At 61.5% G+C, this 25,626-nt stretch carries 25 protein-coding genes; 15 read left to right on the forward strand and 10 right to left on the reverse strand.

The features are described 5' to 3' along the window. Together M0954_RS18365 and M0954_RS18370 are read right to left on the reverse strand one after the other, a co-directional pair. A partial coding sequence (locus M0954_RS18365; protein ID WP_297354756.1) for a molybdopterin cofactor-binding domain-containing protein occupies positions 1 to 2,144 on the reverse strand: 2,144 nt, incomplete at its 3' end. A gap of 419 nt (positions 2,145 to 2,563) precedes the next feature. After that, on the reverse strand, positions 2,564 to 3,319 hold the full coding sequence (locus M0954_RS18370; protein WP_123387176.1) for a DeoR/GlpR family DNA-binding transcription regulator: 756 nt from the start codon (positions 3,317 to 3,319) through the stop codon (positions 2,564 to 2,566). 177 nt (positions 3,320 to 3,496) lie between these two features. Between M0954_RS18370 and M0954_RS18375 the strand changes: the two genes are divergently transcribed. Beyond that, positions 3,497 to 4,081 carry an NUDIX domain-containing protein gene (locus tag M0954_RS18375; protein WP_123387554.1) on the forward strand — a complete coding sequence of 195 codons (585 nt, stop codon included), beginning with the start codon at positions 3,497 to 3,499 and terminating at the stop codon, positions 4,079 to 4,081. A 20-nt stretch (positions 4,082 to 4,101) separates the two neighbouring features. Here the strand turns inward: M0954_RS18375 and M0954_RS18380 are convergent, their stop codons facing one another. Continuing rightward, a complete protein-coding gene (locus M0954_RS18380) occupies positions 4,102 to 5,256 on the reverse strand; it encodes a porin (RefSeq protein WP_297354759.1) in 1,155 nt (384 codons plus the stop codon). Positions 5,257 to 5,703: 447 nt separating this feature from the next. On the opposite strand from M0954_RS18380, the gene M0954_RS18385 reads away from it, so the two are divergent. Further along, a complete protein-coding gene (locus M0954_RS18385; protein ID WP_297354761.1) occupies positions 5,704 to 6,813 on the forward strand; it encodes an OpgC domain-containing protein in 1,110 nt (369 codons plus the stop codon). 75 nt (positions 6,814 to 6,888) lie between these two features. Here the strand turns inward: M0954_RS18385 and M0954_RS18390 are convergent, their stop codons facing one another. Further along, entirely contained in the window at positions 6,889 to 7,977 is a 1,089-nt protein-coding gene (locus M0954_RS18390) for an AI-2E family transporter (RefSeq protein ID WP_297354763.1), read from the reverse strand. Positions 7,978 to 8,323: 346 nt separating this feature from the next. Between M0954_RS18390 and M0954_RS18395 the strand changes: the two genes are divergently transcribed. The 5 genes from M0954_RS18395 to M0954_RS18415 all read left to right on the forward strand — a co-directional run bounded on the left by M0954_RS18395 (position 8,324) and on the right by M0954_RS18415 (position 10,925). Then, positions 8,324 to 8,623, forward strand: a complete 300-nt coding sequence (locus M0954_RS18395) for a DUF3331 domain-containing protein (protein WP_122156106.1) — start codon at positions 8,324 to 8,326, stop codon at positions 8,621 to 8,623. A 243-nt stretch (positions 8,624 to 8,866) separates the two neighbouring features. Beyond that, on the forward strand, positions 8,867 to 9,031 hold the full coding sequence (locus M0954_RS18400) for a hypothetical protein (protein WP_297354765.1): 165 nt from the start codon (positions 8,867 to 8,869) through the stop codon (positions 9,029 to 9,031). A 354-nt stretch (positions 9,032 to 9,385) separates the two neighbouring features. Next, positions 9,386 to 9,916, forward strand: coding sequence for a PAAR domain-containing protein (locus M0954_RS18405; RefSeq protein ID WP_297354767.1), 531 nt, complete (start codon positions 9,386 to 9,388; stop codon positions 9,914 to 9,916). Between the two features lie 128 nt (positions 9,917 to 10,044). After that, complete coding sequence (locus tag M0954_RS18410) at positions 10,045 to 10,710, forward strand: hypothetical protein (protein ID WP_297354769.1); 666 nt, start codon at positions 10,045 to 10,047, stop codon at positions 10,708 to 10,710. Beyond that, positions 10,707 to 10,925, forward strand: coding sequence for a hypothetical protein (locus tag M0954_RS18415; protein WP_123387172.1), 219 nt, complete (start codon positions 10,707 to 10,709; stop codon positions 10,923 to 10,925). The genes M0954_RS18410 and M0954_RS18415 overlap by 4 nt, the downstream gene beginning before the upstream one ends. A 140-nt stretch (positions 10,926 to 11,065) precedes the next feature. Here the strand turns inward: M0954_RS18415 and M0954_RS18420 are convergent, their stop codons facing one another. Continuing rightward, positions 11,066 to 11,491, reverse strand: a complete 426-nt coding sequence (locus M0954_RS18420; RefSeq protein WP_183143225.1) for a nuclear transport factor 2 family protein — start codon at positions 11,489 to 11,491, stop codon at positions 11,066 to 11,068. Positions 11,492 to 12,344: 853 nt separating this feature from the next. Here M0954_RS18420 and M0954_RS18425 point away from each other — a divergent pair. From M0954_RS18425 to M0954_RS18435, 3 genes are read left to right on the forward strand one after another with little or no spacing between them, the layout of a single operon-like run. Beyond that, positions 12,345 to 12,932 carry a DUF2760 domain-containing protein gene (locus M0954_RS18425; protein WP_122156110.1) on the forward strand — a complete coding sequence of 196 codons (588 nt, stop codon included), beginning with the start codon at positions 12,345 to 12,347 and terminating at the stop codon, positions 12,930 to 12,932. Beyond that, positions 12,929 to 14,776 (forward strand): Hsp70 family protein, encoded by a 1,848-nt coding sequence (locus tag M0954_RS18430; protein WP_297354771.1) that lies wholly within the window; start codon positions 12,929 to 12,931, stop codon positions 14,774 to 14,776. The genes M0954_RS18425 and M0954_RS18430 overlap by 4 nt, the downstream gene beginning before the upstream one ends. 5 nt (positions 14,777 to 14,781) lie before the next feature. Continuing rightward, positions 14,782 to 17,619, forward strand: a complete 2,838-nt coding sequence (locus tag M0954_RS18435) for an Hsp70 family protein (protein ID WP_297354773.1) — start codon at positions 14,782 to 14,784, stop codon at positions 17,617 to 17,619. Between the two features lie 48 nt (positions 17,620 to 17,667). Here the strand turns inward: M0954_RS18435 and M0954_RS18440 are convergent, their stop codons facing one another. Further along, complete coding sequence (locus M0954_RS18440; RefSeq protein ID WP_297354775.1) at positions 17,668 to 18,603, reverse strand: 2-hydroxyacid dehydrogenase; 936 nt, start codon at positions 18,601 to 18,603, stop codon at positions 17,668 to 17,670. A 141-nt stretch (positions 18,604 to 18,744) separates the two neighbouring features. On the opposite strand from M0954_RS18440, the gene M0954_RS18445 reads away from it, so the two are divergent. Beyond that, positions 18,745 to 20,238, forward strand: coding sequence for a sensor domain-containing diguanylate cyclase (locus M0954_RS18445; protein WP_297354777.1), 1,494 nt, complete (start codon positions 18,745 to 18,747; stop codon positions 20,236 to 20,238). An 8-nt stretch (positions 20,239 to 20,246) separates the two neighbouring features. Here the strand turns inward: M0954_RS18445 and M0954_RS18450 are convergent, their stop codons facing one another. Beyond that, on the reverse strand, positions 20,247 to 20,918 hold the full coding sequence (locus tag M0954_RS18450) for a response regulator transcription factor (RefSeq protein WP_297354779.1): 672 nt from the start codon (positions 20,916 to 20,918) through the stop codon (positions 20,247 to 20,249). Continuing rightward, positions 20,915 to 22,324, reverse strand: a complete 1,410-nt coding sequence (locus M0954_RS18455; RefSeq protein ID WP_297354781.1) for a HAMP domain-containing sensor histidine kinase — start codon at positions 22,322 to 22,324, stop codon at positions 20,915 to 20,917. Before M0954_RS18455 ends, M0954_RS18450 begins: the two co-directional genes overlap by 4 nt. 187 nt (positions 22,325 to 22,511) lie before the next feature. Between M0954_RS18455 and M0954_RS18460 the strand changes: the two genes are divergently transcribed. Further along, positions 22,512 to 22,685 (forward strand): hypothetical protein, encoded by a 174-nt coding sequence (locus tag M0954_RS18460; protein WP_166660930.1) that lies wholly within the window; start codon positions 22,512 to 22,514, stop codon positions 22,683 to 22,685. Positions 22,686 to 22,749: 64 nt separating this feature from the next. After that, positions 22,750 to 22,923, forward strand: coding sequence for a hypothetical protein (locus M0954_RS18465; RefSeq protein ID WP_297354784.1), 174 nt, complete (start codon positions 22,750 to 22,752; stop codon positions 22,921 to 22,923). On the opposite strand, the gene M0954_RS18470 is transcribed toward M0954_RS18465, so the two are convergent. Beyond that, positions 22,891 to 23,553 carry a MarC family protein gene (locus tag M0954_RS18470; RefSeq protein ID WP_122156119.1) on the reverse strand — a complete coding sequence of 221 codons (663 nt, stop codon included), beginning with the start codon at positions 23,551 to 23,553 and terminating at the stop codon, positions 22,891 to 22,893. The genes M0954_RS18465 and M0954_RS18470 overlap by 33 nt on opposite strands. Before the next feature lie 20 nt (positions 23,554 to 23,573). Then, positions 23,574 to 24,584: an alpha/beta hydrolase gene (locus M0954_RS18475; RefSeq protein ID WP_123387164.1), complete on the reverse strand. Its 1,011-nt coding sequence runs from the start codon at positions 24,582 to 24,584 to the stop codon at positions 23,574 to 23,576. A 274-nt stretch (positions 24,585 to 24,858) separates the two neighbouring features. Here M0954_RS18475 and M0954_RS18480 point away from each other — a divergent pair, with 274 nt between their 5' ends. Together M0954_RS18480 and M0954_RS18485 are read left to right on the forward strand one after the other, a co-directional pair. Next, entirely contained in the window at positions 24,859 to 25,044 is a 186-nt protein-coding gene (locus tag M0954_RS18480) for a DUF3563 family protein (RefSeq protein WP_297354786.1), read from the forward strand. 64 nt (positions 25,045 to 25,108) lie between these two features. After that, positions 25,109 to 25,501, forward strand: a complete 393-nt coding sequence (locus tag M0954_RS18485; protein WP_297354787.1) for a VOC family protein — start codon at positions 25,109 to 25,111, stop codon at positions 25,499 to 25,501. Positions 25,502 to 25,626 lie beyond the last annotated feature (125 nt).

The raw sequence follows: 25,626 nt of genomic DNA on the forward strand, positions 1-25,626 counted from the left end.
GCCTTCTTCGCGAGCTGCTCGAACGGCAGTGCTTCGAGACCGGCCGCCGACAACTTACCGTCGACCCAGCGTGCGTCCTCGATGCGCACCACCAGCGGCGCGGCCTGGCCGCCGCCGGCGCCTTGACGCCAGATCGCCATCGCCGCCGGCCACAGACCGTGGGTGAAGACGACGCGAGCGGCCTCGCGCGTGCTGTGGGTGAAATAGAACGCCGAGTTGGTCGCGCTCGACGGCGACGCATAACCCGGCGACCAGCGCGGATTGGCCGATAGCTTGTCCTGCTCGGCTTGCGACATGATGTACGGATCGCCGCTCGTGACGACCGGCAGATCGGGCCAATCGGTGACGGCGACGCGCACCTCGGTAGCAGGCTTGCCGAGCCATCTGGCTACAGCAATGGCCTGTGACGTGGACATGCCGGTGCCGATTTCGGCGGCGGTGTGATGCAGGCTGATCTTGCCGTCGGCGGTGAATTCGACCTTCGCCAGCGAGGTTTCCGCGCCCGTACCGAAGTCCTTTTGCACGCAGGCAAAACCGACGCCATAGCGCTGGCCCGGATGCGTCAGTTCAAATTCGAGCTTCTGCTTCGCCCGATTCACCCACAGCGGATGCACCTGTGCCTTCTGCAGAACTTCGTCGACGCGGATCGCGCCGGCCGGCACCGCGCCCTGAGTGTTTTTCATGCCCGAGCGCAACGCGTTCTTCAGGCGGAAGTCGATCGGATCAACGCCAAGTTGTTCGGCGATTTCATCGACCATCATCTCGGTGGCCGCCATGCTCTGCAGCGTGCCGTAGCCTCGCGCTGAGCCGGCGTCGATTGCACGCGTTGCAACGGCAACAGCGGAGAGATCGTTCTTCGGGAAGTAGTAGATCGACTGCGCCGCGGTTGCGCCGACCATCGCCACTGACGGCGAGAAATTGCAGCGGCCGCCGCCGTTCGCTTCCATCCCGGCCTTGAACGACTGGAACAGCCCGGTCTTTTTATCGACGGCGATGCGGTAATGCATCTTGAACGCGTGACGTTTCAGCGAGGTCTGGAACTGCTCGTAGCGATCGTTCGCCAGACGCACCGGACGGCCGTCCGCATACATCGCAGTCACAAGGCCGTAGAACGGCACGTTGAAGTGATCCTTCGAGCCGTAACCGACCGTGTAGCAAGGATGCACGAACAGGTTCTTCACCGGAAACGCGCACTTCGCGACCATGCCGGCCGCGCTCTCCACGACTTCGGACGGCGCCTGGGTCGGCACCACCATGTGCAGCGATTGGCTCGCGCTGTCGTACCAGCAGTTCACGTTGTCGGGTTCGAGCGCGGCCGTGTCGATCGACTGCGTGTTGTACTCGCGTTCCATCACGAGCCAGTCCGCCGACGGACGATCGAGTTCCTGCTGGACCTGTCCGGCGTAGAACATGCCCTGCTCGTCGAGCTTGCCGTGCTCCTTGCCATCCGGCCAGACCGGCTGGTGCTTGCGCATCATGCTGGGGAACACCGGTGCGTCTTTCAGGCTGGAGAACGTGTCGTCGTCGTAAGGCGTCTTGCCGCCCACCCGCACGAAGCGGAACGTGCCCCACGGATCGCGCTCCAGCGAGCCCGTCTGCGCGCCATAACGGATGATCTCGTCGTGGAACTTGAGCTTGTCCTTGGCGAAGCGAAAGCGTGCGAAGTCGTGATAGATGAGGATCGCGACCGCCTGGCCGAGATAGGCCGGCGTCTTGCCCGGCGGCAGCAACATGTCGTCGCCATAGAACGCGGGGAAGATCAGGCCATCGCGCGTCAGATCGTCGGCGGTGACGACGCGGTCCGGCTTCAGTTCGTCGCCGAGCAGCGTCAGGTCGAAGCCCTCGTAGAGGCGGTCCGCGTGAGTGGTGCGCAGAATGAAGGCATGCGCCTGCTGCTTCGGCCAATGCGGCATGTCGGCCGCACGGATGTCGCGCGCGAACACCTTCGCGCCGGTGACCTTGGCGATACCGTCGATGCGGAATTTCGCCTGCCCGTTAGCCGCGTCCCATTGAACCGGCGTGAGAATCTTGTCTTCTAACAACGCAGCAAACGCACGGCTGCCGATCGGCGCGATATACACCGAGACACCCGCTATAACGCTGGCCTTCAGAAAACTGCGACGCGAAAGGTCGAGTTTCCCCATGGACTTCTCCTTAAGTTATCGACGACGGCAACGCCAGTCACAAGACGGACGCACGCACGCACGGGAATGCCACAGGCTGCGCAAGCCTGTGACGACACACCGCATTGGAGAATCAAGCGAATCCCGGACGCATTTGCCCGGGCATACCGGCGACGTGTGGCGGCCGGAACATCGGCGCCGCCGCAATCGATCTGATTAAACTTGAACTGCCCTTGAACGTGCTGGTGTTGTCCACTTTCCTTTCCCTGCCCTGTAACGGGCAAAGCGCGGGATTATGGCGCTGTTGGATAGTGAAAGAGTAAAATTTTGTCCGCTATCTCTCAAATAACGGATTTGATATAGATCTATTTACTTCGGTATCCTTATCTGCGTGCCGACGCGCATGCAATCACAAGAATACGTGGCGTCTCAAACCGGCATCAAGCCCGCACGACCGCGATACCCAATGCCTCGAACGGTGCGGTGAGCGCCGCCGAGGTCTCCTTCTCGACCACCATCGCATGCGCCGCGCTTGCCTCCGCGATCATGAAAGCGGACGCCGCGTTGAGTTTCTCCGCTGAGGCGAGCACCACGGTTTCCGCCGCACGAGCTACCAGCGCCCGCTTGACGTAGGCCTCTTCGAGATCGCCCGTACTAAGGCCGGCCTCAGGATGTACTCCCGTGACGCCCATGAAATAGAGATCGGCGCGGATATGGCTGAGCGCTTCGATCGCGGCTGCGCCTACGTTGACCATCGAATGCCGGTATAAGCGTCCGCCGATCATGATCACCTCCACGTCGCGGTGAGGAGCGAGTTCTACCGCCACGCTCGGACTATGGGTAACGATGGTCGCGCGCAGATCGAGCGGCAGATGGCGCACGAGTTGCACGGCCGTCGTGCCGCCGTCGACGATCACGATCTGGCCTGGCTCGATCATCTGCGCCGCAGCCCGGCCGATGGCCGCCTTCGACGCCGACTCGATGACCTGCCGGCCGGCCAGGTCCACCGCGGCCGGCGACGAGGGCAACGCCCCGCCATGCACGCGCTGTAGAGAGCCGTCGGCGGCGAGTTCACGCAAATCGCGACGGATGGTGTCTTCGGAGACGGCAAATTCGATGCTCAGGCTCTTGGCGATCACCTGGCCATCGCGTTTGAGCGCATCGAGAATCAGCTGTTTTCTTTGCGAAGTAAGCATGGAGCGGGAGGGCGTCAAAAGGAAACAAGGCAACGCCGGCGCTGCATCTGCCGGTAGCAGTCGTAAAACAATGCTCGATGCATTGCATGAATCAATGCACGAAAATTCTTGTTTTTGCACGAGATTGCACGATACCATGAAATCACGCGGCTCGAACCGCGCTTTCAGGAAATCACCATGAGCAAAACTGCCGACCGCGTGCGGATTGTCGACGTCAAATTGCTGTCGGACGACTGGTACGTGCTGAAGAAAACCATCTTCGACTACCAGCGCGCCGATGGGATCTGGCAGCGTCAGAGCCGCGAGACGTACGACCGCGGCAACGGAGCGACCGTCCTGCTCCATGATCCGCTGCGCCGGACCGTGGTCCTCACGCGGCAGTTCCGCATGCCGGCGTTCGTCAACGGTCACGACGGCATGTTGATCGAGGCGCCAGGCGGGCTGCTGGAAGAGGCCTCACCGGAGGAACGGATCCGCGCCGAGGTCGAGGAGGAGACTGGCTACCGCGTGCACGCGGTGCGCAAGATATTCGAGGCGTTTATGAGCCCGGGTTCGGTCACGGAGAAGCTGTTCTTCTTTGTCGCCGAGTACGATGCCGCCGCGAAGATCGGCGATGGCGGCGGGGTTGTCAGCGAGGGCGAGGATATCGAGGTGCTCGAACTGCCGTTCGATGAAGCGCTGGCGATGATCAAGCGCGGCGAGATCGTCGATGGGAAGACGATTATGTTGCTGCAGTATGCGGCGTTGAATGCGTTGGTTTAGACGGGGTATGCCCCCGCCCCCTAAAACTGATGTCGAATCGCCGCGCGCACCGTCACCTGATTCGATGAAGACGACGCCCCCGCCGCGCCCGGAATATACGCGTCGTCCAGCACGGTATCCGTCTTGTCGCCGGCCACCTTCTGGTAAGCGGCCTGGAAATAGAAGTCCGTTCGCTTCGACAGGTTGTAGTCGGCCATCAACCCGAACGTGTGATATTTCGGGTTCTCGTTGCCTGAGGTCGCGTCCATCGTGGCCGCCGTGTACACGTACTGCACGCCCACGAAAAAAGTCGGCGTGAACTGGTACTTACCGTTGACTTCGAAGTTCTGGAACTTGAGCGCCGTCAGCGTGCCGCCGTTCGGCGGCGTGATGGCGCCCACATAGACCGAGGTGTCGGTTGCGGACGGCTGGCCGACATTCGTGTTCGAATAGGCAAAGCCCACGGTCGCGGCGCCGAACGTGTAGTTGATGCCGCCGCCGAAAATACGCAGCCGCTCCGAGATGAAATTCGCGTCGTCGGTCGCAATGGACCCGTCCGTCGTCAAGCCGGGATTGTTCGCGTCGAGGTAAGCCGCGCCCACCAGCAAGCCACCGTTCGTGTATTGGCCGCCCAGACTATACGTACGGTTGTTGGCAAAGCCGGTTTCGTTGCTGAAGCTGTAGGTGCCGCCGAACTGCAGGCCCGCAAACGACGGGCTCATGTACTTGACCGTGTTGTTCACGCGGAATGAGTTGTCGGTGTTGTCATTGTCATAGGGGTGCGAGAGCAGATAGCCGCCCCAGTTGCCGTTGGCCGTGGTTGGCGCGAGATAGTCGACCACCGAGTCGTACTGCCGCCCGAACGTGAGCGTGCCGTAATTGGCTGCCGTCAGGCCAACGAACGCCTGGCGACCGAAGATGCGAGCGCCCTCCTGCAGGCCGCCGCTATTCACATCGAAACCGTTCTCGAGATCGAAGATTGCCTTCAGGCCGCTGCCGAGATCCTCCGAACCCTTCAAGCCCCACCGGCTGCCTTGCGCGTAGCCGCTTTCCAGCTGATAGGCTGATTTGTCGCCAGCGTTACTCGTGTAATTGATGCCCTCGTCGATCACCCCGTACAGCGTAATGCTGCTCTGCGCGAAAGCAGGCAGAGCGAAGGCTGCCGTCACAGCCAGCGCAACCATGTTCTTTTTCATGAAGATCTCCCGGATCCCTTTTCATCAGCCAACAGCTAGCCAATTTTGAGAAGGCTCTTCTTTTTTTAAGCAGCAACTACATTGGGCTTCAATTTCAAGTTCACGAGCGATGAAAACGATGCTTGCACACCGATAGTGGGCCGTCCATCGGCACACGTTGAGCCGTCACAAATCGTTGCGAAATGTCCACGCGAAGCATTCACATATTGCGTAATTTGACAATTGGGGCTTGGTCGCGAACGGGCCCTGTCCGATGCTGCGTCATCCCCAAAAGCCGGCCTCCGGGCCCCTTGGCCGCATGGCTAACGGCACAGAAAACACCCGGTTCGCGCGCCCTCCGCGCACACCTATTCGTAAGAACATGAAATAATTTCGAAAGCAACCACGCCCCGTTGACAGAACAACACGCTCCGCCGCCGGTCCCGTCTAACCCCTCAGCAATACGCAATGCAAAAGCCATCCTCCCGTCTGCTCGAACTCGATTTCTTTCGCGGACTGGTCCTGCTGTTCATCGTGGTCGATCACATCGGCGGCAGCATCCTCTCGCGCGTCACGCTGCACGCTTACGCGCTATGCGATGCGGCTGAGGTGTTCGTATTCCTCGGCGGCTTTGCCACGGCAACCGCTTACGTCGCGCTCGCCGAGCGTCGCACCAAGGCAGCCGCGCGCGATCGCTTCCTGCGGCGTTCGCTGGAGATCTATCGGGCCTTCCTCGTCACCGCCGGCTTGATGCTGCTGGTTAGTGCGGTTCTGATCGCCTTCAGCATCGACGCGCCGAATCTGACCTCCGACGATCTCGACGACTTCATCGACGCGCCGCTTACGGCCCTTCGCGACATCCTGTTGTTGCGGCGTCAGCCCTATCTGGCCTCGGTGCTGCCCATGTATGCGTTGTTCGCGCTGAGCGTGCCGCTGGTCCTGCCGCTCGCGCGGCGCCGCCCATGGTGGCTGCTGGCTGGCAGCCTCGCGCTTTGGGCTGCGGCGCCGAGCGTGAATGCGTATCTGCCGGCAATCGAAGACACTCAATGGAATTTCAATCCACTCGCCTGGCAACTGCTGTTCGTGCTTGGCGTGCTGGCGCGGTGCCAGCCGGTCTATCGGAAGATCAGCTCACACCGCGTGGGATGGCTCGCCAACGTGCTGGCATTTGCCATCGTGATGGCTGCGGCGTACTACAAGCTGTTTATCGAGCAAACGCCGCTCGACGGCAGTTTCAAGCAAAGCCTCTCATGGTTGCGCGCCGGCAATTTTCTGGCGATAGCGTGGCTGGTTGCCAATCTGGTCCAGCTTGGCTGGGTGCGCAAGCTCGCGCAGTGGCTGCCGTGGGTCGGCATGATCGGACGCAAGGGATTGGTGTGCTTCGTGGCGGGCGCTGTGATTTCGCTCGTCGTCGATTCGCTGCTCTATGCTGCCACGGACGGATATCTCGACATACCGCTCGGGCTTTTAGCCGACGCGGTGGCGGTCGGCACACTGTTCGCGGTCGCCCGTGTCTGCGAACCGGTTAAACGGCTGCTGACGCGCTCGACTATCCGGCGCGGTGGGGTCGCTATATGAGCGGCCCGCGGCACCGATAGCGTCCGCCGATGTTCCGCGGCGCCGATGACGACGGCCTCTGCGTTCTTTAGCGTGCTAGCGCACCCAGTCGGTCCACAACACCATCAGCACGGTCATCAGCGCGGGACCGATAAAGAGGCCCAGCAGCCCGAAGGTCTCCGCGCCGCCGAGAATCCCGAACAGCACCAGCAGAAATGGCAAGCGCGTCGAATTGCCGATGATCACCGGCCGCACCAGATGTTCTGCGATGAACACCACCACGAAGCCGAATACGGCGAGCCCTATCGCCCACGCCACCGATCCCTGCACGAAGAGCCACAGCGCCGCGCCGCAGAACGCGAGCGGCGCGCAAAACGGCAGCATGGCCGCCACGGCAGTAACAAATCCGAGCAGGATAACGTGCGGCAGGCCAGCTATCTCGTAGGCAAGCCCGAGCAATGCGCCCTCGCCGATCCCCACCACCACGAGCCCGGCCACCGTGCCGCGCACAGCAGAGGCCATCCGTTCCAGAAGCTGCGCGCCGTTGCTGCCGAGGGCGCGCTGCGCCCCCTTGAGCAGCGCGCCGGACAGACGCGGCCCCGCCCGAAAAATCACAAACAGTGTGACCAGCATGAATGCGAAGACCATCAGACCGTGCACGGCACGCGCGCCGAAATGGCGGCCGAAGGTCATGACAGCTTCCCCATGCAACCCCTTCATGGCGGGCGACTCGCGCAACGGCTGAGTGAGGTTGGCCTGCCACCATGCTGTGACCTGCTGCGAGCCGAACGGTAGATGTTGGACAATGTCCGGCATTGCAATGCCATTTTCCTGCACGTTCTTGATCCACTCGATCACATCGTGCGCTTCATGGCTGGCTTGCCCGATTCCCATTGCCACCGGCAACACGACCAGCAGTGCGATAGCCAGCGTCAGGACGGCGGAGATTAGCGTGTTGCGTCCCTTCAGCCAACTGTGACTTTCGATTTTTCGTAACACCGGCCACAGGGCAATCGCAATGACGCAGGCCCAACCGACAGCCGGCAGAAAATCGCGGATGACCCACAAGGCCAGCAGCACCAGGGCGGCGTATAACAGCGCAGTTGCCGCCTGCTGCATTTTCTTGCGGTTCTGCGGATCCGATTCTGGTGGGGTAGGCGATGCTGCGGGCGGGCGTGTAGCCATGTGACCTCTGGAAGATGTGTGCACGAGCCGACCGGAAAAACGCAAACCCGTTAAACTGGCGCCGGCTCTGCTCGTCAATGTTCACATCTTAAAGGAAGCGCTAACGCCCTTCCGCCACATCGCCTTACCCCCCGCGGGTCGTCGCGCTGCGATCAACACTGCGTTGCAAAAATTCGCTCTATAGAAAATGCACGCCCTTAACTACCCGCAAACCCACGTCTTTTCGTATCCTCGTTGAAGTCAAGTGGCATTGTTGCTAATTCAAGAACAGTGTTTCAACCGGCACACAATGGCTCTCCGGCCCGCGCAGGAATACATTCGGCACACCACATATACGGAGCCGACGATGAAGACCATAGAGTCCTTCCCCCTTGACGGTGCCAACGGCGTGCGCATCGAGATTCTTGAGCGCTCTGATACGACGCTCGTGATTCGTTGGGTTGAGCCGGGTCGCTGTCATTATGGCGAGCAGCGGTGGCGGCGGCGGTCTGCTCATACGTCTGGGACTTGTGCTGTGTCGCGGCGGAAGATTCGGCGTGGTGATGCGGTGTTTAAGCCGGCTGAGCGGCCGGCGCCTTCTAATGCTGCCGCTATGATTTCCGTTGAGACTTTGTGTAGTCTGGTTGGGGAGTTGAAGGCGGCGTGAGGGTGGGCCTTGCTGATGCTTTGTGAGAGGCATGTGTGCTGTGGTTGCGCATGAGTTACGCATGCAACTATTGCACGTGAGATCGAACCGGTATTTGAACGCGAACGCTCGTCTGCCAGAGAATCGATCACATAAATAGAACAGAAAAAAGTGATGCCACAAACGGAATGACGCCCGCGCGGTGCAAAGAAGCTTCGCCAGTTTTTCAAAGACCACGATATTCCCATTTCGTCTGGCTACGAAATGCTCAAGCGTGGTGAGGGTCCCGATGTGGCGTATATCGCGTCGATGCCGTATGTCACGCCACGGGCCGAAGATGAATGGCTCGAACGCATAACTCATCCCGCTCGCGAAGCGCGTGATGCTCGCGAGGCCCCGCCCGTGCCGGTGGACGGGCGCAAGCCTTGAGAATCCTGACTCTGGAAGCGATCAAGCCACCAAGCGGGTATCGCCTCGCCGCCCCAATTTCTCGTACTTATCTTATGCCTCTCCACTCCGGTTTTCAGGAGGATTGACCTTGGGATTGTGCATCTGGCTGTTGCATAAACCTCAGGGCGCAGGAGGCGCGCTCGCGCGAGGCGTCGCCTGCGACGATTCACACAAGACGGAAAACCAGAAATGCTAGTTAAACATCAAAAAGCTAAAACGCATCGGTTCGCAACATCGGCTCACGCACGGCGCGGGGTGGGCGAGTGATCTGCGTAACGACAAGGGCGGAATATCCGGGGATGGCGCTCGCTCGATTCGAAAGCGGCGGTCGCCATGCGTAAGGCCGCGGTACGGGACGGCGATCCCACGACAACGGGCGGTAGGGTCTTTGGGACTGCTTCAGCTATCAAAGACCACGGCACAAAGGTTGCGCTGGATGGCGACGTCGCGACGTGTGGCAACTGCCAGGGAACCCACACGATATTCGGCACAGGAGAGGGAATCAGTGAAAAGGGGCGCAACGTTGTCGTCGACGACGACTCGGTACTCTGTCCGTGCGGAAAGAACCGTGTAATGGTCGGCGACAATCCTGGCTACTTTCTCCACTCCAATACGGGCGCAGCGGGCGCGAGTCGCGGCCCAAAGGCCAGCACAGCCAATGAGTCAATAGATTTACAAGATTACGATCGGCATTTCCAACTGCTCGATCAGGATGGCCGTCCTATAACGGGAGCCTTGATCCACATTCAAGACCCGGCTGGCGAGATTCAGGAGGTCACGACGACACCTGAAGGCAAAACGCCTGGCATTAAAGGCCGTAAAGGCAGTTCTATCAAATTGCTACTTGCTTACGCAAAAAAATGACGCTAACAACAATTTCCGCTCCACTGACTCAGAAAGCAGACACGCGACCCCACGTTGTTAAACTCAAAGTATTCTGGAAAACGACCCGAAAGTGGGCAGACACAGATGTCAATGATTACCGGAAATCGGTGTCTGCACTCGCTGAACAAATTCGAACGGAGCAATATTGGTCCAAAAACGGTGTCGTTCATTCTAATAGGTTCACGTGCGAAGACTTCGCTGTTCGACTTCTCATTCAGTATGCGGAATCAAAAGGCTTGCCATTAAAGCTTGTTGGTGGAGTACGCACATATAGAAACATGGAGGTCTATGGTCAGCCCGAGCATGACCGGTACGATTCCAGCATGTACGGTTTTGCTGATATGGTGGAATTAACCTACGGTGCTCCCGATATGCAGAGAATTAATTCAAACGCCATTCCGCTTGTCAATGAGGACGAGCTTAGGCCGGGTGATGTTCTGGCGTTGGCAAAGGACTTGAAGGGAAATATGTCGCGGGGACGGGCGCATCACATTCAGCTTGTCGTTAGCGCGTCAAAGGAAGCAATCAATATCTACCAGGGGAATTCAGACGATACAATTCATCGACCGATAACATGGGTTAAAAAAATATTAGGCCGCGATGGTGCCGACCCCGCACAATCTGCATACGCCGGCTTGCCGGTCGAGATGGGTTCATTTTACAAAGTCGAGAATGGATGGAACTATCGAAATTCGACGACTGGGAATACAAAATCAGACTATCTAAAATACTTTGAGTTTTATAGATGGAATTTCATGGAGTTCAATAATTGAGCGATAACTTAAAAGCAATATTGTCGGTGTTGTCCGACGATTCATCCGGTTTGGTATGGATAGTCGCAGCCCTGAATCTGCTAACAATTGCTTGTGGATTTCGCGAAAAACTTTGGCGCACGAAAGCCTACAAGATGATTGTTATTGTGCAGCTTCTCATTGTGCCTATCGTTGCTGCGATGGGGTTTCACTACGCGATTCAGCCGCCAGCCTGAGATAGAAAACGTCCGTGGTTCCGCAGATGCAATCGCGGAAGGTGACGCGAGAGCCCTGCGAAGGCCCGGACGTGACACCACAATCGATTCACGTAACGTCCAGGTGGCAGCACCCACCGCACGCGGCGTAGCACGCCGCCTCAGTGCTTATATCCCTGGCGTGCGAGCAATTTCCAGACACCATCGCGCTTTTGCCAGACCATCAACTGTTCAAGCTCGACGTCGCCCACCTTGCCACCGCTCTCCACCGTTCCAGAGAAGTGGTCGCGAACAATCGCGTCGTCTCCTGCAAGCGTCGTCTTCGCGTTGCTCAAGTCGATTCTTCTATACCGTGTTCCGCCACTCACTATCGTCTGGATGAAGACCGTCTGATCCTGTACGGCGCCATTCGAGTGGCCATAGCTCAAGGCCTCCGAGGTCACCGCTTTCATCTCATCCGCATTGCCAGCCAGCATCGCTGCGTTCAATCGCTGTACCGCAGCACTTACGCCCGCTTCATCCGCCGTCTCCGCCATCGCACTCACGCACGCAAGGCTCAGTAGTGCCAGGCAAATCATTCTTTTCATCAATTGATGCTCCTCGAAGCACATGTGTCGATTTTTTCATGCACGATCCGCTTACCCTCATCATCGAAACTTCGCTAGTCCAAGCCTTGATGGTGCCGCCCACTATACCGAACCCCGCTCAGGCGTTCAAGAAAGCGGTTGAGCCGCCCGGTGGCAATGCCTGAGTGAGTTGGAGATGGACTCGTTGCGCGCGCAAGCTTTGTGCTAGCGGTGAGAGCAATATGGATCGAAACGGAGCAACTCGTGCGGGATGCTCGCTTCATCAAAAGGGAAGTGAAAGCGCGACTTGGCGCGCTATCAGATCGCTGTCGACGACGCGCGCCGGGCGCATCGCGAAGCAGTTGAAATGAAGCCCGCCTCGCGCATCAATCAGCCGCGCGGGCGTGCTTCGCAATGAGGTACCGGCCAAACATCTACGACCGGTTGCGTCCGAGACCAGCGCGGCCCGGGAGTGAACTGCGGCGCCGACCGCCGCGTGACCCAGCCAGTTACGAATGCGCCTACATGATATCGGCGAACGTAGCAGATGCTTAATGAGTAATTTCCCGATCTTGACGCAACCTGTACTTCAGGTCGGTAAAACTTGCACTGCGTTGCAGCATCGCAAGGCATGTCATCTCCCCACTGCGAGACCATCGACCGGGACCACGTCGCCCGGAAGGTAAAATAATGGATGAGGCCCCGATGGGCCATGCCCAACTGAGGCCACCAATTCAACCGATGCGCGAACCAGCCCATGCTGCTGCTTTGCGCATCGATGTCCGCAACCCGATAACCCGCGGCAACCCCGGCTTGACCCGGCGTTGCCCAAGGGCAGCTCGTCCTTTTGACAGAGCCCCTCAGGAGCTACTTTATGACCGACTCGAACGTGTCTTTCCTCGGCAGGATTTCGCTGGCCGTCGGAACGTTCTTCAGCATCCTCGGCGACGGCGAGTTCGCTGCCCGCGTACAGCGCCTGCGCAGTGGCGCACCCGTCACCGCAGCGCCGGTACCAACAGCGGCGCCGGTTGCAACGCCAGCCGCTGCACCCGCTGCGCAACCCGCCGCCGCCATGAAGCAGGCAAGCCCGGACGCCGCCCTTCAGCTTCTCGGCTTGCTGCAGCGCGATGCGCGCTTTATCGACTTCGTCGAAGAAGACGTGGCGGGCTACTCGGACGCGGACATCGGCGCCGCCGCCCGCGTCGTGCACGGTGGCTGCCGTACGGTGCTGCGCGAGCATTTCACAATCCGCCCCGTGCGCGAAGAAGCCGAAGGCAGCCGCGTGACGCTGCCCGAAGGGTTCGACGCCACCGCCATCCGTTTGACCGGCAACGTAGTCGGCAAGGCGCCGTTTACCGGCAGCCTGAGCCATCGCGGCTGGCGCGTTCAGGACGTGCGTCTGCCGAAGCTTGCGGCGAGTCACGACACCTCCGTCATTGCTGCGGCAGAGGTGGAGCTATGAGCGATCCGCGCTATTCGATCGGCATCGATCTGGGCACGACTCATTGCGCCCTCTCGTACGTCGACTTCTCCGCCAGCGACGGCGAAAAGACCACTCAGGAAATCCTGCCGGTCACGCAACTGACCGCGCCGGCCACGATCGACAATCTGCCGCTGTTGCCCTCGTTTCTCTATCTGCCGCATCCAAGCGAGCTGGCACCGTTCGACCTCGGTTTGCCATGGACCGGCGAGCGCGACTTTGCCGTTGGCGAAATGGCGCGCAGCCGTGGTGCAGGCACGCCGATTCGTCTCGTATCGAGTGCGAAGAGCTGGCTCTGCCATCCCGGCGTCGACCGTCGCGCCGCGATTCTGCCCAACGATGCGCCACCCGAAGTGGCACGCGTCTCGCCGCTCGAAACCTCGATCCGCTACCTCACGCATCTTCGCGAAGCGTGGGACCATGCCCATCCCGACGCGCCTTTCGGCGAGCAGCAAATTACCGTCACGATTCCGGCGTCGTTCGATCCGGCCGCGCGTGAATTGACCGCCGAGGCCGCCCAGGCCGCCGGTTATGCAGGCATGACCCTGCTGGAAGAACCGCAGGCCGCGCTGTATAGCTGGATCCAGAAGAGCGCCGGCGAGTGGCGCAAACAGGTACGAGTGGGCGACATCATCCTCGTCGTCGACGTGGGGGGCGGCACCACCGACCTGTCGCTGATCGTGGTGGTCGAGCGCGAAGGCAATCTCGAACTGCATCGCGTCGCCGTGGGGGAGCACATCCTGCTCGGCGGCGACAATATGGATCTCGCCCTCGCCCACGTGGTGGCCCGCAAGCTGGCCGCCCAAGGCACGCAGCCGGACCCGTGGCAACTGCGCGCACTGACCTACGCCTGCCGCGCGGCCAAGGAGACCCTCCTCACCGACGCCGCGACCGACGCGGTGCCGCTCGTCGTACCAAGTCGCGGCGCCAAGCTGATCGGCGGCTCGATCCGCACCGAACTGAAGCGAGCCGAACTCACGATGACGATCCTCGATGGGTTTTTCCCGCTGGTCGAAAGCAACGCGCGCCCGGTGAGCCGGGCGCGCGTCGGCCTCACGCAACTGGGCTTGCCGTACGCACAGGACGCGGCCGTCACGCGTCATCTGGCAGCGTTTCTCGGCCGTCAGGTTGCTGCGCTCGCCGAACTCGAGGGTCTGCAAGGCGCGCAACCCGACGGCGCGAGCTTCCTGCATCCCACCGCGGTGCTGTTCAACGGTGGCGTGTTCAAGTCGCCGTTGCTGGTCGAGCGCATTCTGCAGACGCTCAACGGCTGGCTCGCCGCGGAAGGCGCAGCCCCTGCGCGTCTGCTCGAAGGTGCGGACCTCGATCTCGCCGTCGCGCGCGGCGCGGCCTACTACGGCTACGTGAAGCGCGGCCAGGGCGTGCGGATTCGCGGCGGCATTGCGCGGGCTTTCTATATCGCTGTCGAATCCGCCATGCCCGCGGTACCGGGACTCGAACCACCCGTACAAGCGCTGTGCGTCGCGCCGTTCGGCATGGAAGAAGGCACCGAGGCGGAACTGCCGGCGCAGGAATTTGGGCTCGTGGTGGGTGAGCCAGTGCATTTCCGCTTCTTCGGTTCGTCAGTGCGGCGTCACGATCAGGTGGGTACGCTGCTCGACTACTGGTCGCCGGAAGAACTGCAGGAGCTGGACGAGATTCAGGCCACGTTGCCGCCCGAAGGTCGCAGCCCCGGCGAGATCGTGCCGGTGAAACTGCATGCGCGCGTCACTGAAGCCGGAACGCTCGAACTCGAAGCCATCCCGCGCGGCACCGGCGAGCGCTGGAAAGTCGAGTTCGACGTACGTGGCAACGCCAACGTTTGAGTACGATGAAGCAGTACCTCGTCGGTATCGATCTGGGCACCAGCAATACGGTCGTCGCGTATGTCGAGGCGGGGTCCGAGGACATTCGCGTCTTCGAGATCGAACAGCTCGTCAGTCCCGGTGAGGTAGCGGCACGGCCGCTGCTGCCATCGGTGCGTTATCACGCTGCGCGCGGCGAACTGAGCGACGGTGACCTGCAGTTGCCCTGGTCCGCTGCGCCGGATGCTGCAAACGCTACGAAGGCTGAGGATGCCGCAGATGCTGCGAACAGGCACGCTCACGGCGCGAACAGCGCAGAAGCTCATCTCGCCGTGATCGGCCGGCTCGCGCGCAGCCTCGGCGCGCAGGTGCCAGGGCGCCTCGTCGCAAGCGCGAAAAGCTGGCTGTCGCACGCGTCTGTCGATCGCACAGCAGAGATTCTTCCGTGGGGCGCTAGCGACGACATCGACAAGGTATCGCCCGTCACCGCCAGCGCCAGCTATCTGGCCCACGTGCGCTCGGCGTGGAATCATCGTTTTCCGCATGCCCCGCTCGAACAGCAGGACGTGGTGCTCACCGTGCCCGCCTCGTTCGACGACGGTGCTCGCGCGTTGACGCTCGAAGCGGCCCGCATGGCGCATCTGCCGAAGCTGCGTCTACTGGAAGAGCCACAAGCAGCCTTCTACGACTGGCTGTTCCGGCATCGCAGCTCGCTTGGCAATGAGCTCGCCGAAACGCGGCTCGTGCTGATCTGCGACGTGGGCGGCGGCACGACTGACTTCACGCTGATCAAGGTGCAGATGCAGGACGGTCAGCCGCAACTCACGCGCGTCGGCGTGGGCAACCACCTGATGCTCGGCGGCGACAACATGGACCTCGCGCTGGCGCATCTCGCCGAGAGCCGGCTGTCGACACCCCAGTCGCGGCTGTCGGCAACGAGCCTCTCGCAACTCGTCGAGCGCTGCCGCGCCGCGAAAGAACAACTGCTGGGTCCAGGGGCGCCGGACTCAGCATCGATCACGCTGCTGGGTGCGGGCTCGAAGCTGATCGGCGGAGCGCGTACAGTGGAAATCACGCGCGAGGAAGTCGAGCAGATCATCGTCGATGGATTTTTCCCGGCTGTTTCTGCTGATGCACGCCCTGGACGCCCGCGTGGCGCCATCGTCGAATTCGGCTTGCCGTATGCGAGCGACCCGGCCATTACGCGGCACGTCGCGGCATTTCTGGGCCGGCTCGCGGCGCAATCGCGAGAAGCTTTGGGTTCGTCTGGGACCGCTGACGAAAACGCATTGCCCGTGCCCGACACGTTGCTGCTCAACGGCGGAGTGTTCCGCGCCGAGGCGCTCACCGAACGTCTCGCCGCCACGCTGGGCACCTGGCGCGGCGCACCACTGCACGTCCTTCACAACGACAATCCCGACGTCGCCGTGGCACGCGGCGCAGTGGCCTACGCGCTCGCCCGTGCAGGCCGCGCGCCGCGAATCGGCGGTGGTTCGCCACGCAGCTACTTCTTGGTTCTGGAGGAAAACGCGCAGATGCTGCGAGGGGTGTGCGTGCTACCGCGCGGCACCGAAGAGAGCCGCGAGATTCACCTTGCTGACCGGACCTTCGCACTGCGGCTCGGACATCCTGTGCAATTTCATCTGGTGTCCTCTGTATCGGATACCGCGTGGCAGCCAGGTGAACTAGCCGAGCTGCCCCTGGGCGAATTCGTGCGCCTGCCGCCGATCGCCACGGTTGTCGCCCCACGCGGCGCGGGCCACGCGACGGAAACACCGGTCCAGCTCGCCGCTTCGCTCACCGAAGTGGGCACGCTGGAAGTGCATTGCATCGACGCCAGCGACGCCGCACAGCGCTGGCTGCTCGAATTCCAGTTGCGCCGTGGCGAAGCCAAAGTCACCGTGTCCGGCGAAGCGCCTCACCCTGCCCTGCCCAAGGCGCTTGAACTGATCGACCGCGCCTTCGGCTCGCGCTCGCAGAAAGTCGACGCCAAGGAGGTCAAGCGCACGCGCGCTGAACTGGAGCAGGTCCTCGGCCCGCGTGCAAGCTGGAGCAGCGCGCTGCTGCGCGAGCTGTTCAACGCGCTGTGGGAACGTGTGAAACGCCGGCGCCGCTCGGCGGACCACGAGCGTCTCTGGCTCAATCTGGCCGGCTATTGCGTGCGTCCCGGTTTTGGCTATCCGCTCGATGAGTGGCGTGTCGAGCAACTGTGGTCGCTCTTCGATGACGGCATTCAGTACATCAACGATAGTCAGGTCTGGTCGGAATGGTGGACGTTGTGGCGACGCGCAGCGGGTGGCCTTGGCGAGCGCGAGCAACTCGATGTGCTCGACGCGGTGGCCTTCATGCAGGCCGCAGGCACGGCGCGCTCCAAACTGCCGTTCGATCCGGCGAAGTCCGGTTACGCCGATATGGTGCGTCTCGAAGCGTCGCTCGAACGCGTGCCTGCGGAACGCAAGATCGAACTCGGTGGGCGCCTGATCGAGCGGCTTGCGAAGCCGTCGGAGAATCATCAGGGATGGTGGGCCGTCGGCCGTATCGGCGCGCGTCGGCCATTCTATGGCAGCGCACATAGCGTCGTGCCGCCGGACATCGCGGAGCAATGGCTCGAAACAATTCTCTCGCTCGACTGGCGGAAGATCGAACCGGCCGCGTTTGCTGCGGTGCAGATCGCCCGCATGACGGGTGACCGGTCGCGTGATCTGTCTGCGGAAATTCGCGCTAACGTCATCAAGCGGCTCGAAACTGCCCACGCGCCGGCCAACTGGATCACGATGGTCCGTGAGACGGTGGAACTCGACGAAGCCGATGAGGGACGCGTATTCGGCGAGTCGCTGCCGCCGGGTCTCAAGCTGATTGGCTGAACGAAGGCGCGTATCGAGCGCCGCCGCTCACTCAAAGCCCGATATAGCTCAGATCGGCGTCAACACCTTCTCGCCCGCGAAATGCCGCGCCGCGTTGTCCAGAAAATTCTGTACCGACGCCGAGATCGCCTCCGGCGACCTGCCGCCCACATGCGGCGTTAGCACGACGTTGCGTAGTCCGGTCAATGCTTTTGGCGGGTCCGGCTCGCCCTCATAGACATCGAGGCCCGCTCCTGCAATCGTCCCGGCGCTCAGCGCGTCGGCCAACGCCGCCGTATCGACGACACTGCCACGCGAGACGTTCACCAGGAAACCGTCTGGCCCCAACGCTTCGAGCACCGCCTTGTCGACCAGATGCCGCGTGCCCGGCCCACCCACCGTCGTCACCACGAGGAAGTCGCACCACTGCGCGAGCGCCGTGACACTATCGAAGTAGCGGATCGGCTCGCTTTCACGCGGCTTACGGTTGTGGTACCCCAGTTCCATATCGAACCCGGCCCCGCGCTTCGCAACCTTGCTGCCAATATGGCCCAACCCAAGGACGCCCAACCGCTTGCCCGAGACGCCCGGATGCATCCGCAGCGTGTCGCGCCAGACGCCCTGGCGGGTCGCCTGATCGAGCTGGGGCAGATCCCGCACTACCGCGAGCAGCAGCGCGAAGGCGTGATCGGCGACGCACGCGGCATTGGTCCCCGCGCCGTTAGCCAGGACGATGTTGCGGCTGCGCGCATGGTCGATCGCAATGTTTTCGTAGCCGGCGCCGAGCGCGCTGACGAATTCCAGCCCTGGCATCCGGTCGATTTCCTCGGCTGTCAGGCCGGTGGTGCCGTTGGTCAGGACCGCCCGCACCTTGTCGCCGTGTGCGGCAATCGCCTCGGCACGCGCGGCGGAATCGGGTGCATAGATGACTTCATAGGCAGACTTGACGCTAGCAAGGCTTGCGTCCTTCAGGAGAATCAGAACCAGCAGGTAAGGTTTTGTCATGGCCTGAAACGGTTGTTTGATGAGGAATTGAGACGCTGGAAAGTGTAACAAGGCTCTTGAAGACGTGCTGGCGGCGCTGGCTACATGCTTCTCTGCTCAAGTTCCCCTTAAAATAGCCGCACTCTCGAATACGGATTGCTCATGCTGGATAACTTTGGTGCTCAAGACACGCCGCGCGGCGACGCGCAGCCGAGCGACGACTCGGAAATGTTCGAGCTGGCGCCCATTTCGCTCTGGCTGGAAGACTTCAGTGGGGTGCGGGCACTGTTCGACGCTTGGCGCGCCGAAGGTGTGACCGATCTGCGTGCCCATTTCCGCGATCATCCCGAGCGGGTGGCGCAATGTGCGCACAGCATCCGCGTCATCAAGGTCAACCGCAAGACGCTGGCCATGTTCGAAGCGGACAGCCTCGCCACGCTCACCAGTAATCTCGGCACCGTGTTTCGCGACGACATGCTGAAGACTCACCTCGAAGAGCTGTGCCAGCTGTGGAGCGGCGCGCCGAGCTTCATGAGCCAGACCGTCAATTACACGCTCGGCGGCCGCCGGCTCGATGTGATGCTCAAAGGCGCCGTCCTGCCCGGCCACGAAGGACGCTGGGACCGCGTGCTGGTATCGCTCGAGGACGTCACCGAACTGGAAGGCGCCCGTCATCGCTTCTCGCACGCGGAAGAATATGCGCGAGGCCTGTTCGAAGAATCGCCGGTGTCGCTCTGGGTCGAGGATTTCAGCGCGGTTAGACGTCTGCTGAACGAAGCACGCGCGGCGGGCATCGCGGATTTTCGGGTGTTCACAGACGTCCATCCTGAGTTCGTCGAGCGCTGCATGCAGGAAATCCACGTGCTCGACGTGAACCGGCACACGCTCGCGATGTTTGCGGCACCTGACAAGCAAACCCTGCTGTCGAGGTTGCCGGATGTGTTTCGTGACGACATGCGCCCGCATTTCCGCGAGCAGTTGATCGACCTGTGGGACGGCAAGCTGTTCCAGCAGCGCGAGGTTCTCAATTACTCGCTGGATGGCAGCGAGGTGCACGTACTCCTGCAATTCTCGGTGCTGCCCGGCCATGAGCGCGATTGGGATCTGGTGCTGGTGGCGCTCACCGACATCACTGCGCGTAAGAAAGCCGAAGCGTATCTGGAGTTTCTCGGCAAACACGATGTGCTGACCAAGCTGCGTAACCGCTCGTTCTATGTCGACGAACTGAACCGGCTCGAACGGAAAGGCCCGTTCCCCGTCACCGTAATCATGGCCGACCTGAACGGCCTGAAGCGGATCAATGACCAGCTCGGCCACGCGGCGGGCGACGCACTGCTGCGGCGTGCCGGCGAAGTGCTGGCGAAGGCGCTGGAAACGCCGTTTCACGCGGCGCGGATTGGCGGCGACGAATTCGCGATTCTGATGCCCAACACCGACGAGCGTGGTGGCGCCGCGATGATCGACACGATCCGCCAACTGGTGGAGATGAACAATCAGTTCTACCCAGGTTCGGTGTTGAGCTTCTCGATGGCAGCGGCAACGTGTCAGCACGGCGAACGGCTGGAGGCGGTGGTGCAACGTGCGGACCTGCTCATGTATGACGAAAAACGCGCGTTTTACGCGAACCAGATCCAGGCTGGTTCGAGCGAAGACTGAGGAGCGGGCTAAGAGCCCGCGTTGCCCAGCATGACGGTCCAGCCCAAGCCGCGCACATTGCGGATCACGTCTTGCCCGAACTTCTTTCGCACGGAGTGGATCAGCACGTCGACGGCATTGCTCTCGACCTCCTTGCCCCATCCATACAGCTTGTCTTCGATCTGGGCGCGCGAAAAGATCGTCCCGGGGTGCTCCAGCAACGCATGCATCAGCGCGAATTCGCGCGCGGAGAGCGCGCCGACCTTCTCGCCGAACGTAAGTGTGCGCTGGTCGAGATTGAGGCTGATGGTGTCGTCACCGAGCCGCGATACGGCGTATCCCGCCTTGCGCCGCAGCACGGCGCGAATTCTCGCCAACAGTTCGCCCACTTCGAAGGGCTTGAGCAGATAGTCGTCCGCACCAATATCCAGGCCTTCGATTCGCGAGTCGAGGTCGTCGCGCGCGGTCAGGATCAGGACCGGCACGGGATTGCCGCCGGCTCGTGCGGAGCGCAGCAACTCGATTCCCGACAACCCGGGCAAGCCCAGATCGAGCAACACCACGGTATATTCGGCCGCCTCCATTGCCGCGCGCCCGGCGATACCGTCGCGCACCCAGTCGACGCTATAGTCCGCGTCCTTGAGTGCGCGCATCAGGCTTTGCCCGATCTGCAGATCGTCTTCAACCAGAAGGACTCTCATACGTCTCTCCCATGCAGGTAGCGGGTAGCCCCGGTTGCTTGCGCCAGCTTGCTCGACTGCGTTCCGGCGCCGTGGCCGGAGACTCCGGTGAACATCTCTGCCAGCGGAAAACTGACCGCCGCGACGATCCCTGAGCGGCCATCGCTGCGGTTGCGAATCTGCGCATCGCCCCCGTATTTCTGGGTAATCGATCTGACGATCGACAGCCCGAGACCCGTGCCTTCGATGTCCAGATTGGCCCGAAAGAAGCGGTCGAACACGCGCGGCAACAGCTCCTGCGCAATGCCCGGTCCCGTATCCGTCACTTCGACCCACAGCATAGTGCCTTCCGTGCGCATCCGCAGATCTATCGTGCCGCCGTCCGGCGTGTAGCGTACCGCATTGCTCACCAGATTTTTGACGGCGATGGCGACATCTGCACCGGACGCCGCGACCCTGTCCTGCACCATTTCTTCCGCGCCAATATCGATCCCGCGCGCGGCGGCGATCGGCAACACGTCCGAGACCGCCTGGACCACGATCCCCGAAACATCGGTCGGTTCGATCGTGCCGCCGGACAAGGGCGCATCCGCCCGCGCGAGCCGCAATAGTTGTGCGATCAACGCACTGCTTCTGCCGATCCCGCTTCGCAATTCGTTGAAGCGCTCCTGGTTGCCGGGGACGATATGCGGCTGCAGGTTATCGGCCTGCAACTGCAACGCGGTGAGTGGGGTGCGCAGTTCATGCGCGGCATCCGCGATGAACTTCCGTTCCGCTTCGATGGACTGTGCGAGACGCCCGATCATCCGGTTGATCGAATCCACGAAGGGCTGCAACTCGGTCGGCACGCCCGCCGATGCCAACGGCTTCAGGCGCGACGCATCGATCTCCTGGACCTCGTTGCCGAGCTGGTTCATTTTTCGGAACGACACTCGCACGATCAGAAGCACTGCGCCGAGGACCAGCGGCAGCAGCACGAGTGTGGGCCACAAGGTCGTCAGCGACGCTTCGCGTTCCAGCTCTTCGCGCACCGACGAGCGTTGTGCAACCTGGATCAGGCTTCCGGCATCGCGCAACGTGTAGATTCGCCAGCGCTCGCCGTTGACGTCATCCGAACTCAAACCCGCGGCTGCGTCCTGTGGCAGTTGCAGCGACGGATCGGTCGAACGCAGCGGCACCTCGGAGCCCGGCTTGTGGATCGTGATCACGATATCGCGGCTCGGCTGCGAACCACGCGCGGGCGTCGCCGGAATTGAGTCCGCCAGGCCGTCGCGCATGCGCACCGCGACCTGCTCGAGCCGCAGATCGAGAAGCGCACTCATCCCCGAGCGGCACAACTGATAGGAACTGATGCCTTGCGCAATCGCCGCGGCGCTGACAAGCAGGCCGAGCGCGATCGCAAGGTTATTTCTCAAAGAAGATTTCATTTGACTTCGCCAAGGGCAAGCCAGCCCGTTCATAACCGTCACCGGCGCATTTAAGTGCGTACCGGGGACGTCTTTGCGCCAGACGGCACAAGCTCGGGTATCGCGCTCATTTTCGCCTCATTTTCATCCGCGAAGATAGGTCATCCGAATCAACGATTCGCCTGATCCCACCGAGAGGATGTTCATCATGTTTCCGCTTTTCAACCACCCTGCCACCGCTAGCGCCGCTTGCGCCGAATCCGCCGCACAGCCCGTTAAACCGGTCCGGGCGCCCGAAAACGACGCAACGGCCACCGAACAAGCAGCTACGTACGACGAATTATTGCCCTATCTGATGCTCGCCATGGCCAGCGGCGTGTGAGATGGCCGCCTCATTGATCACTCAAGCTAGCGAATCCGATCCACTCACCCCTGCGGAGGACATCATGGTTGCACTGTTCGAATGGCTGTTCGACATCTCATTGGCCGTCGCCGGCGCTGCGGCGACCGGCTCGGTTTTCCTGATCCTGGTCGAAGTCGCCAAAGTGGGCTTCCGGCGTTTTGTCGAGCGCCGCACAACAGGCCGATCAATGCAGATGCAACGAGTTGATCAGGTCTGATAACCCGAGCCACAAGATCTGCACACCGATACAAAAGATCGCGAAGGCGAACAGCCGCATCGCGACCTGCGTGCCCGACGGACCCAGCAACCGTTCGACATTGCCGGCGAAGCGCACGCACAGGTAAATGCTGACGCAGAGCAGTCCCAAAGCGATACCCACCCCAATGAAATGGACTGGCTGCAAGCCCTCCCGCGGCGAGCCGGTACCCAGGGCAATTGCAACGGAAATCGATCCCGGGCCGACGGTCACGGGCAAAGTCAGCGGATAAAAAGCCTTTACGCGTAGCGTCGGGTCGCTTCCGGTCATCGGATCCGGCTGTGCCTCTTCGGTCTCGTCCCCCGATGACTGCAACAGGTTCCAGCCAGCCATCGCAATGATGAGTCCCCCGGCGACGCGCAAGACCGCAATGGAAATCCCGAGAAACGACAACAGATAGGCCCCGATCGATAACGACGCCAGCAGGATCACGAAGCTGTTGATCGCGATGCGTCGCGCCAGTTCTGCGCGCTGCGCCGGCGACGCGTGCGGCACCATACTCAGAATGATGAACGCCGCCGCCGGCGGATTGATGATGGGAAAGAGCGCGGCGACGATCACCAGAATGGTTCGGGTCAGTTCATGAAGCATGGTGGGCGTCCGTGGGCAGGTTAGGTGCTCGTATCGTGGACGGATTTTACCCAACAGTCGCGCATAAACACGGCGGCCTGCGCCAGAGCGGCTCGCGCTTCCGGCACGAACGGCGAAAAGCAATGCCACGCGTGCGGCATCGCATGCCATTCTGCGAACTCCACCCATGTGCCTTCGCGTTGCAGTTTGGCGGCAAGTTCGTGTGCGTCCGCGTTCAAGCCCTCGGAATCGCTGGTCTGAATGTGGACCGGAGGCAAACCATGCAGTTTTGCGCGCGCGGGCGACGCCAAGGTCTCAAACAGTCTTGCGTTCTGCAAATACATCTTTGCAGCCGCCTCCATGGCGGTGCGATTCATCGACAACACGTTGTGCTTCGCCCGCCAGATGGTCGTCAGATCGGCCCAGGGCGACAGCAGCACCGCACCAGCGGGCAACGGTTCTCCCGCGTCGCGCAACGCTACCAGCGCAGCCAGCGCAAGCCCGCCTCCGGCCGAATCGCCGGCAAACGCGATCGAACCCGGCACAATCCCGCGCGCCAGCAGCGTGCGGTACGCATGCAAGGTGTCCTCCAGCGCAGCGGGGAATGGATGTTCGGGCGCGAGACTGTAGTCCAGTGCAAATACGGCTGAGCCAGATGCATGCGCCAGCTCGTAGGTGACGGCTCGATGCGTCGCAGGCGAGCCGAAATAGTACGCACCGCCATGCAAAAACAGCACGACAGTCTCGGTATGGGCTGCGGCGGCCGTCTCCGGTCTGATCCACTCGCCCTCCAGATGAAAGTCGGGATGCCGGCGCACCTTCGGGTAAAGCAGCCTCGTTGCGAAACGGGCTGGCCACGTGTACCGATGCGCACGCAGGCGCAGTGTATGAACATCAGGCGCAGGGCGTTGGCTGGAGCCGAAGTGCAATGCCATCATGAGGGGAATCGTGCGGCGCACCCAGGCGGCCTGCCAGCTTTCGGCGCGACGAGGATTCGCTTCGCTCTGGACGCGTTGTGGGGACGTGGTCGGTTGGTAATCCGGAACATTCATGATGACTCAGTCGGGAGTGGATTCGTATGACGGCATTGTGGCGAGACAAACTGAGCCACGAATTACGAACCTGCCCGCGACACGCGTCGCACCCTCGACCTCTCATTTGAGCCCTGCTGCCGCTCATTTTCGGCTCATTCTTTGCGTCTACGATCGGGTCTATCGACAAGCGGTGCTGTGATTGCAGACGAATCCGGACCGCAGGCCGCAACCCTGGCGACGAACTGGATCGGAATCCGAAACGTCGCGCTTACGTTCAAGACTGGAGCCCATCATGTTTGCCAACCTTGCAAAGCGACTCAATGCGTTGTTCGTCCACACCGAAGAGCAGCAACGCGATACGTATCTGGCGTCATCGGCCGATTTCGTCGATCTCGAACACCGTATGTACGTCGTCGAAACGAGCCATCATCCGTTCACGTTGTATTCGTCCAGCGCACCGCAAGAGTGGAAAGCGTGATTCAATAGCTGCCGTGGCTCGCCACGCAGGCGAATCACATGTCTACACGAGAGGAGCGAACGGGATGTTGTCTCACGTATTCGTCGGCATTACCGACTTCGAACGCGCCTTTGGTTTCTATGCCCCGTTGCTGGACTCGTTGGGCCTCAAGCTCAAGTTCCGCGACGAACAGACCGGCTGGGCCGGCTGGATGATGGCGGAGCAGTCCCGGCCGCTATTCGTGATCAGCCGGCCTTACGACGGCAATCCGGCTAATCCCGGCAATGGGCAGATGCTCGCACTGCTGGCACGGGAGCGCGCCAGTGTCGACCGCGCGCATGCCATCGCGCTCGCCCAGGGCGGTTCGTGCGAGGGGCCACCCGGCTTGCGGCCGCAGTATCACGAGCACTATTACGGCGCCTACTTTCGCGATCCGGACGGCAACAAGCTTTGTGTGTGCCGCCACGAACCGGAATAAAACGCGTCGCCCCTCCCATGCTCACACGGCCGTCACATACCTCTCCGGCGTCGGCATTGTGCGTGGCGGCGGCGCTTCCACCACCCCGCGCATGCGTTTCACTTCATCCACGGGGCTCAGGCCGA

It is taken from the genome of Paraburkholderia sp. (assembly GCF_026225065.1).
GTDB lineage: Bacteria > Pseudomonadota > Gammaproteobacteria > Burkholderiales > Burkholderiaceae > Paraburkholderia.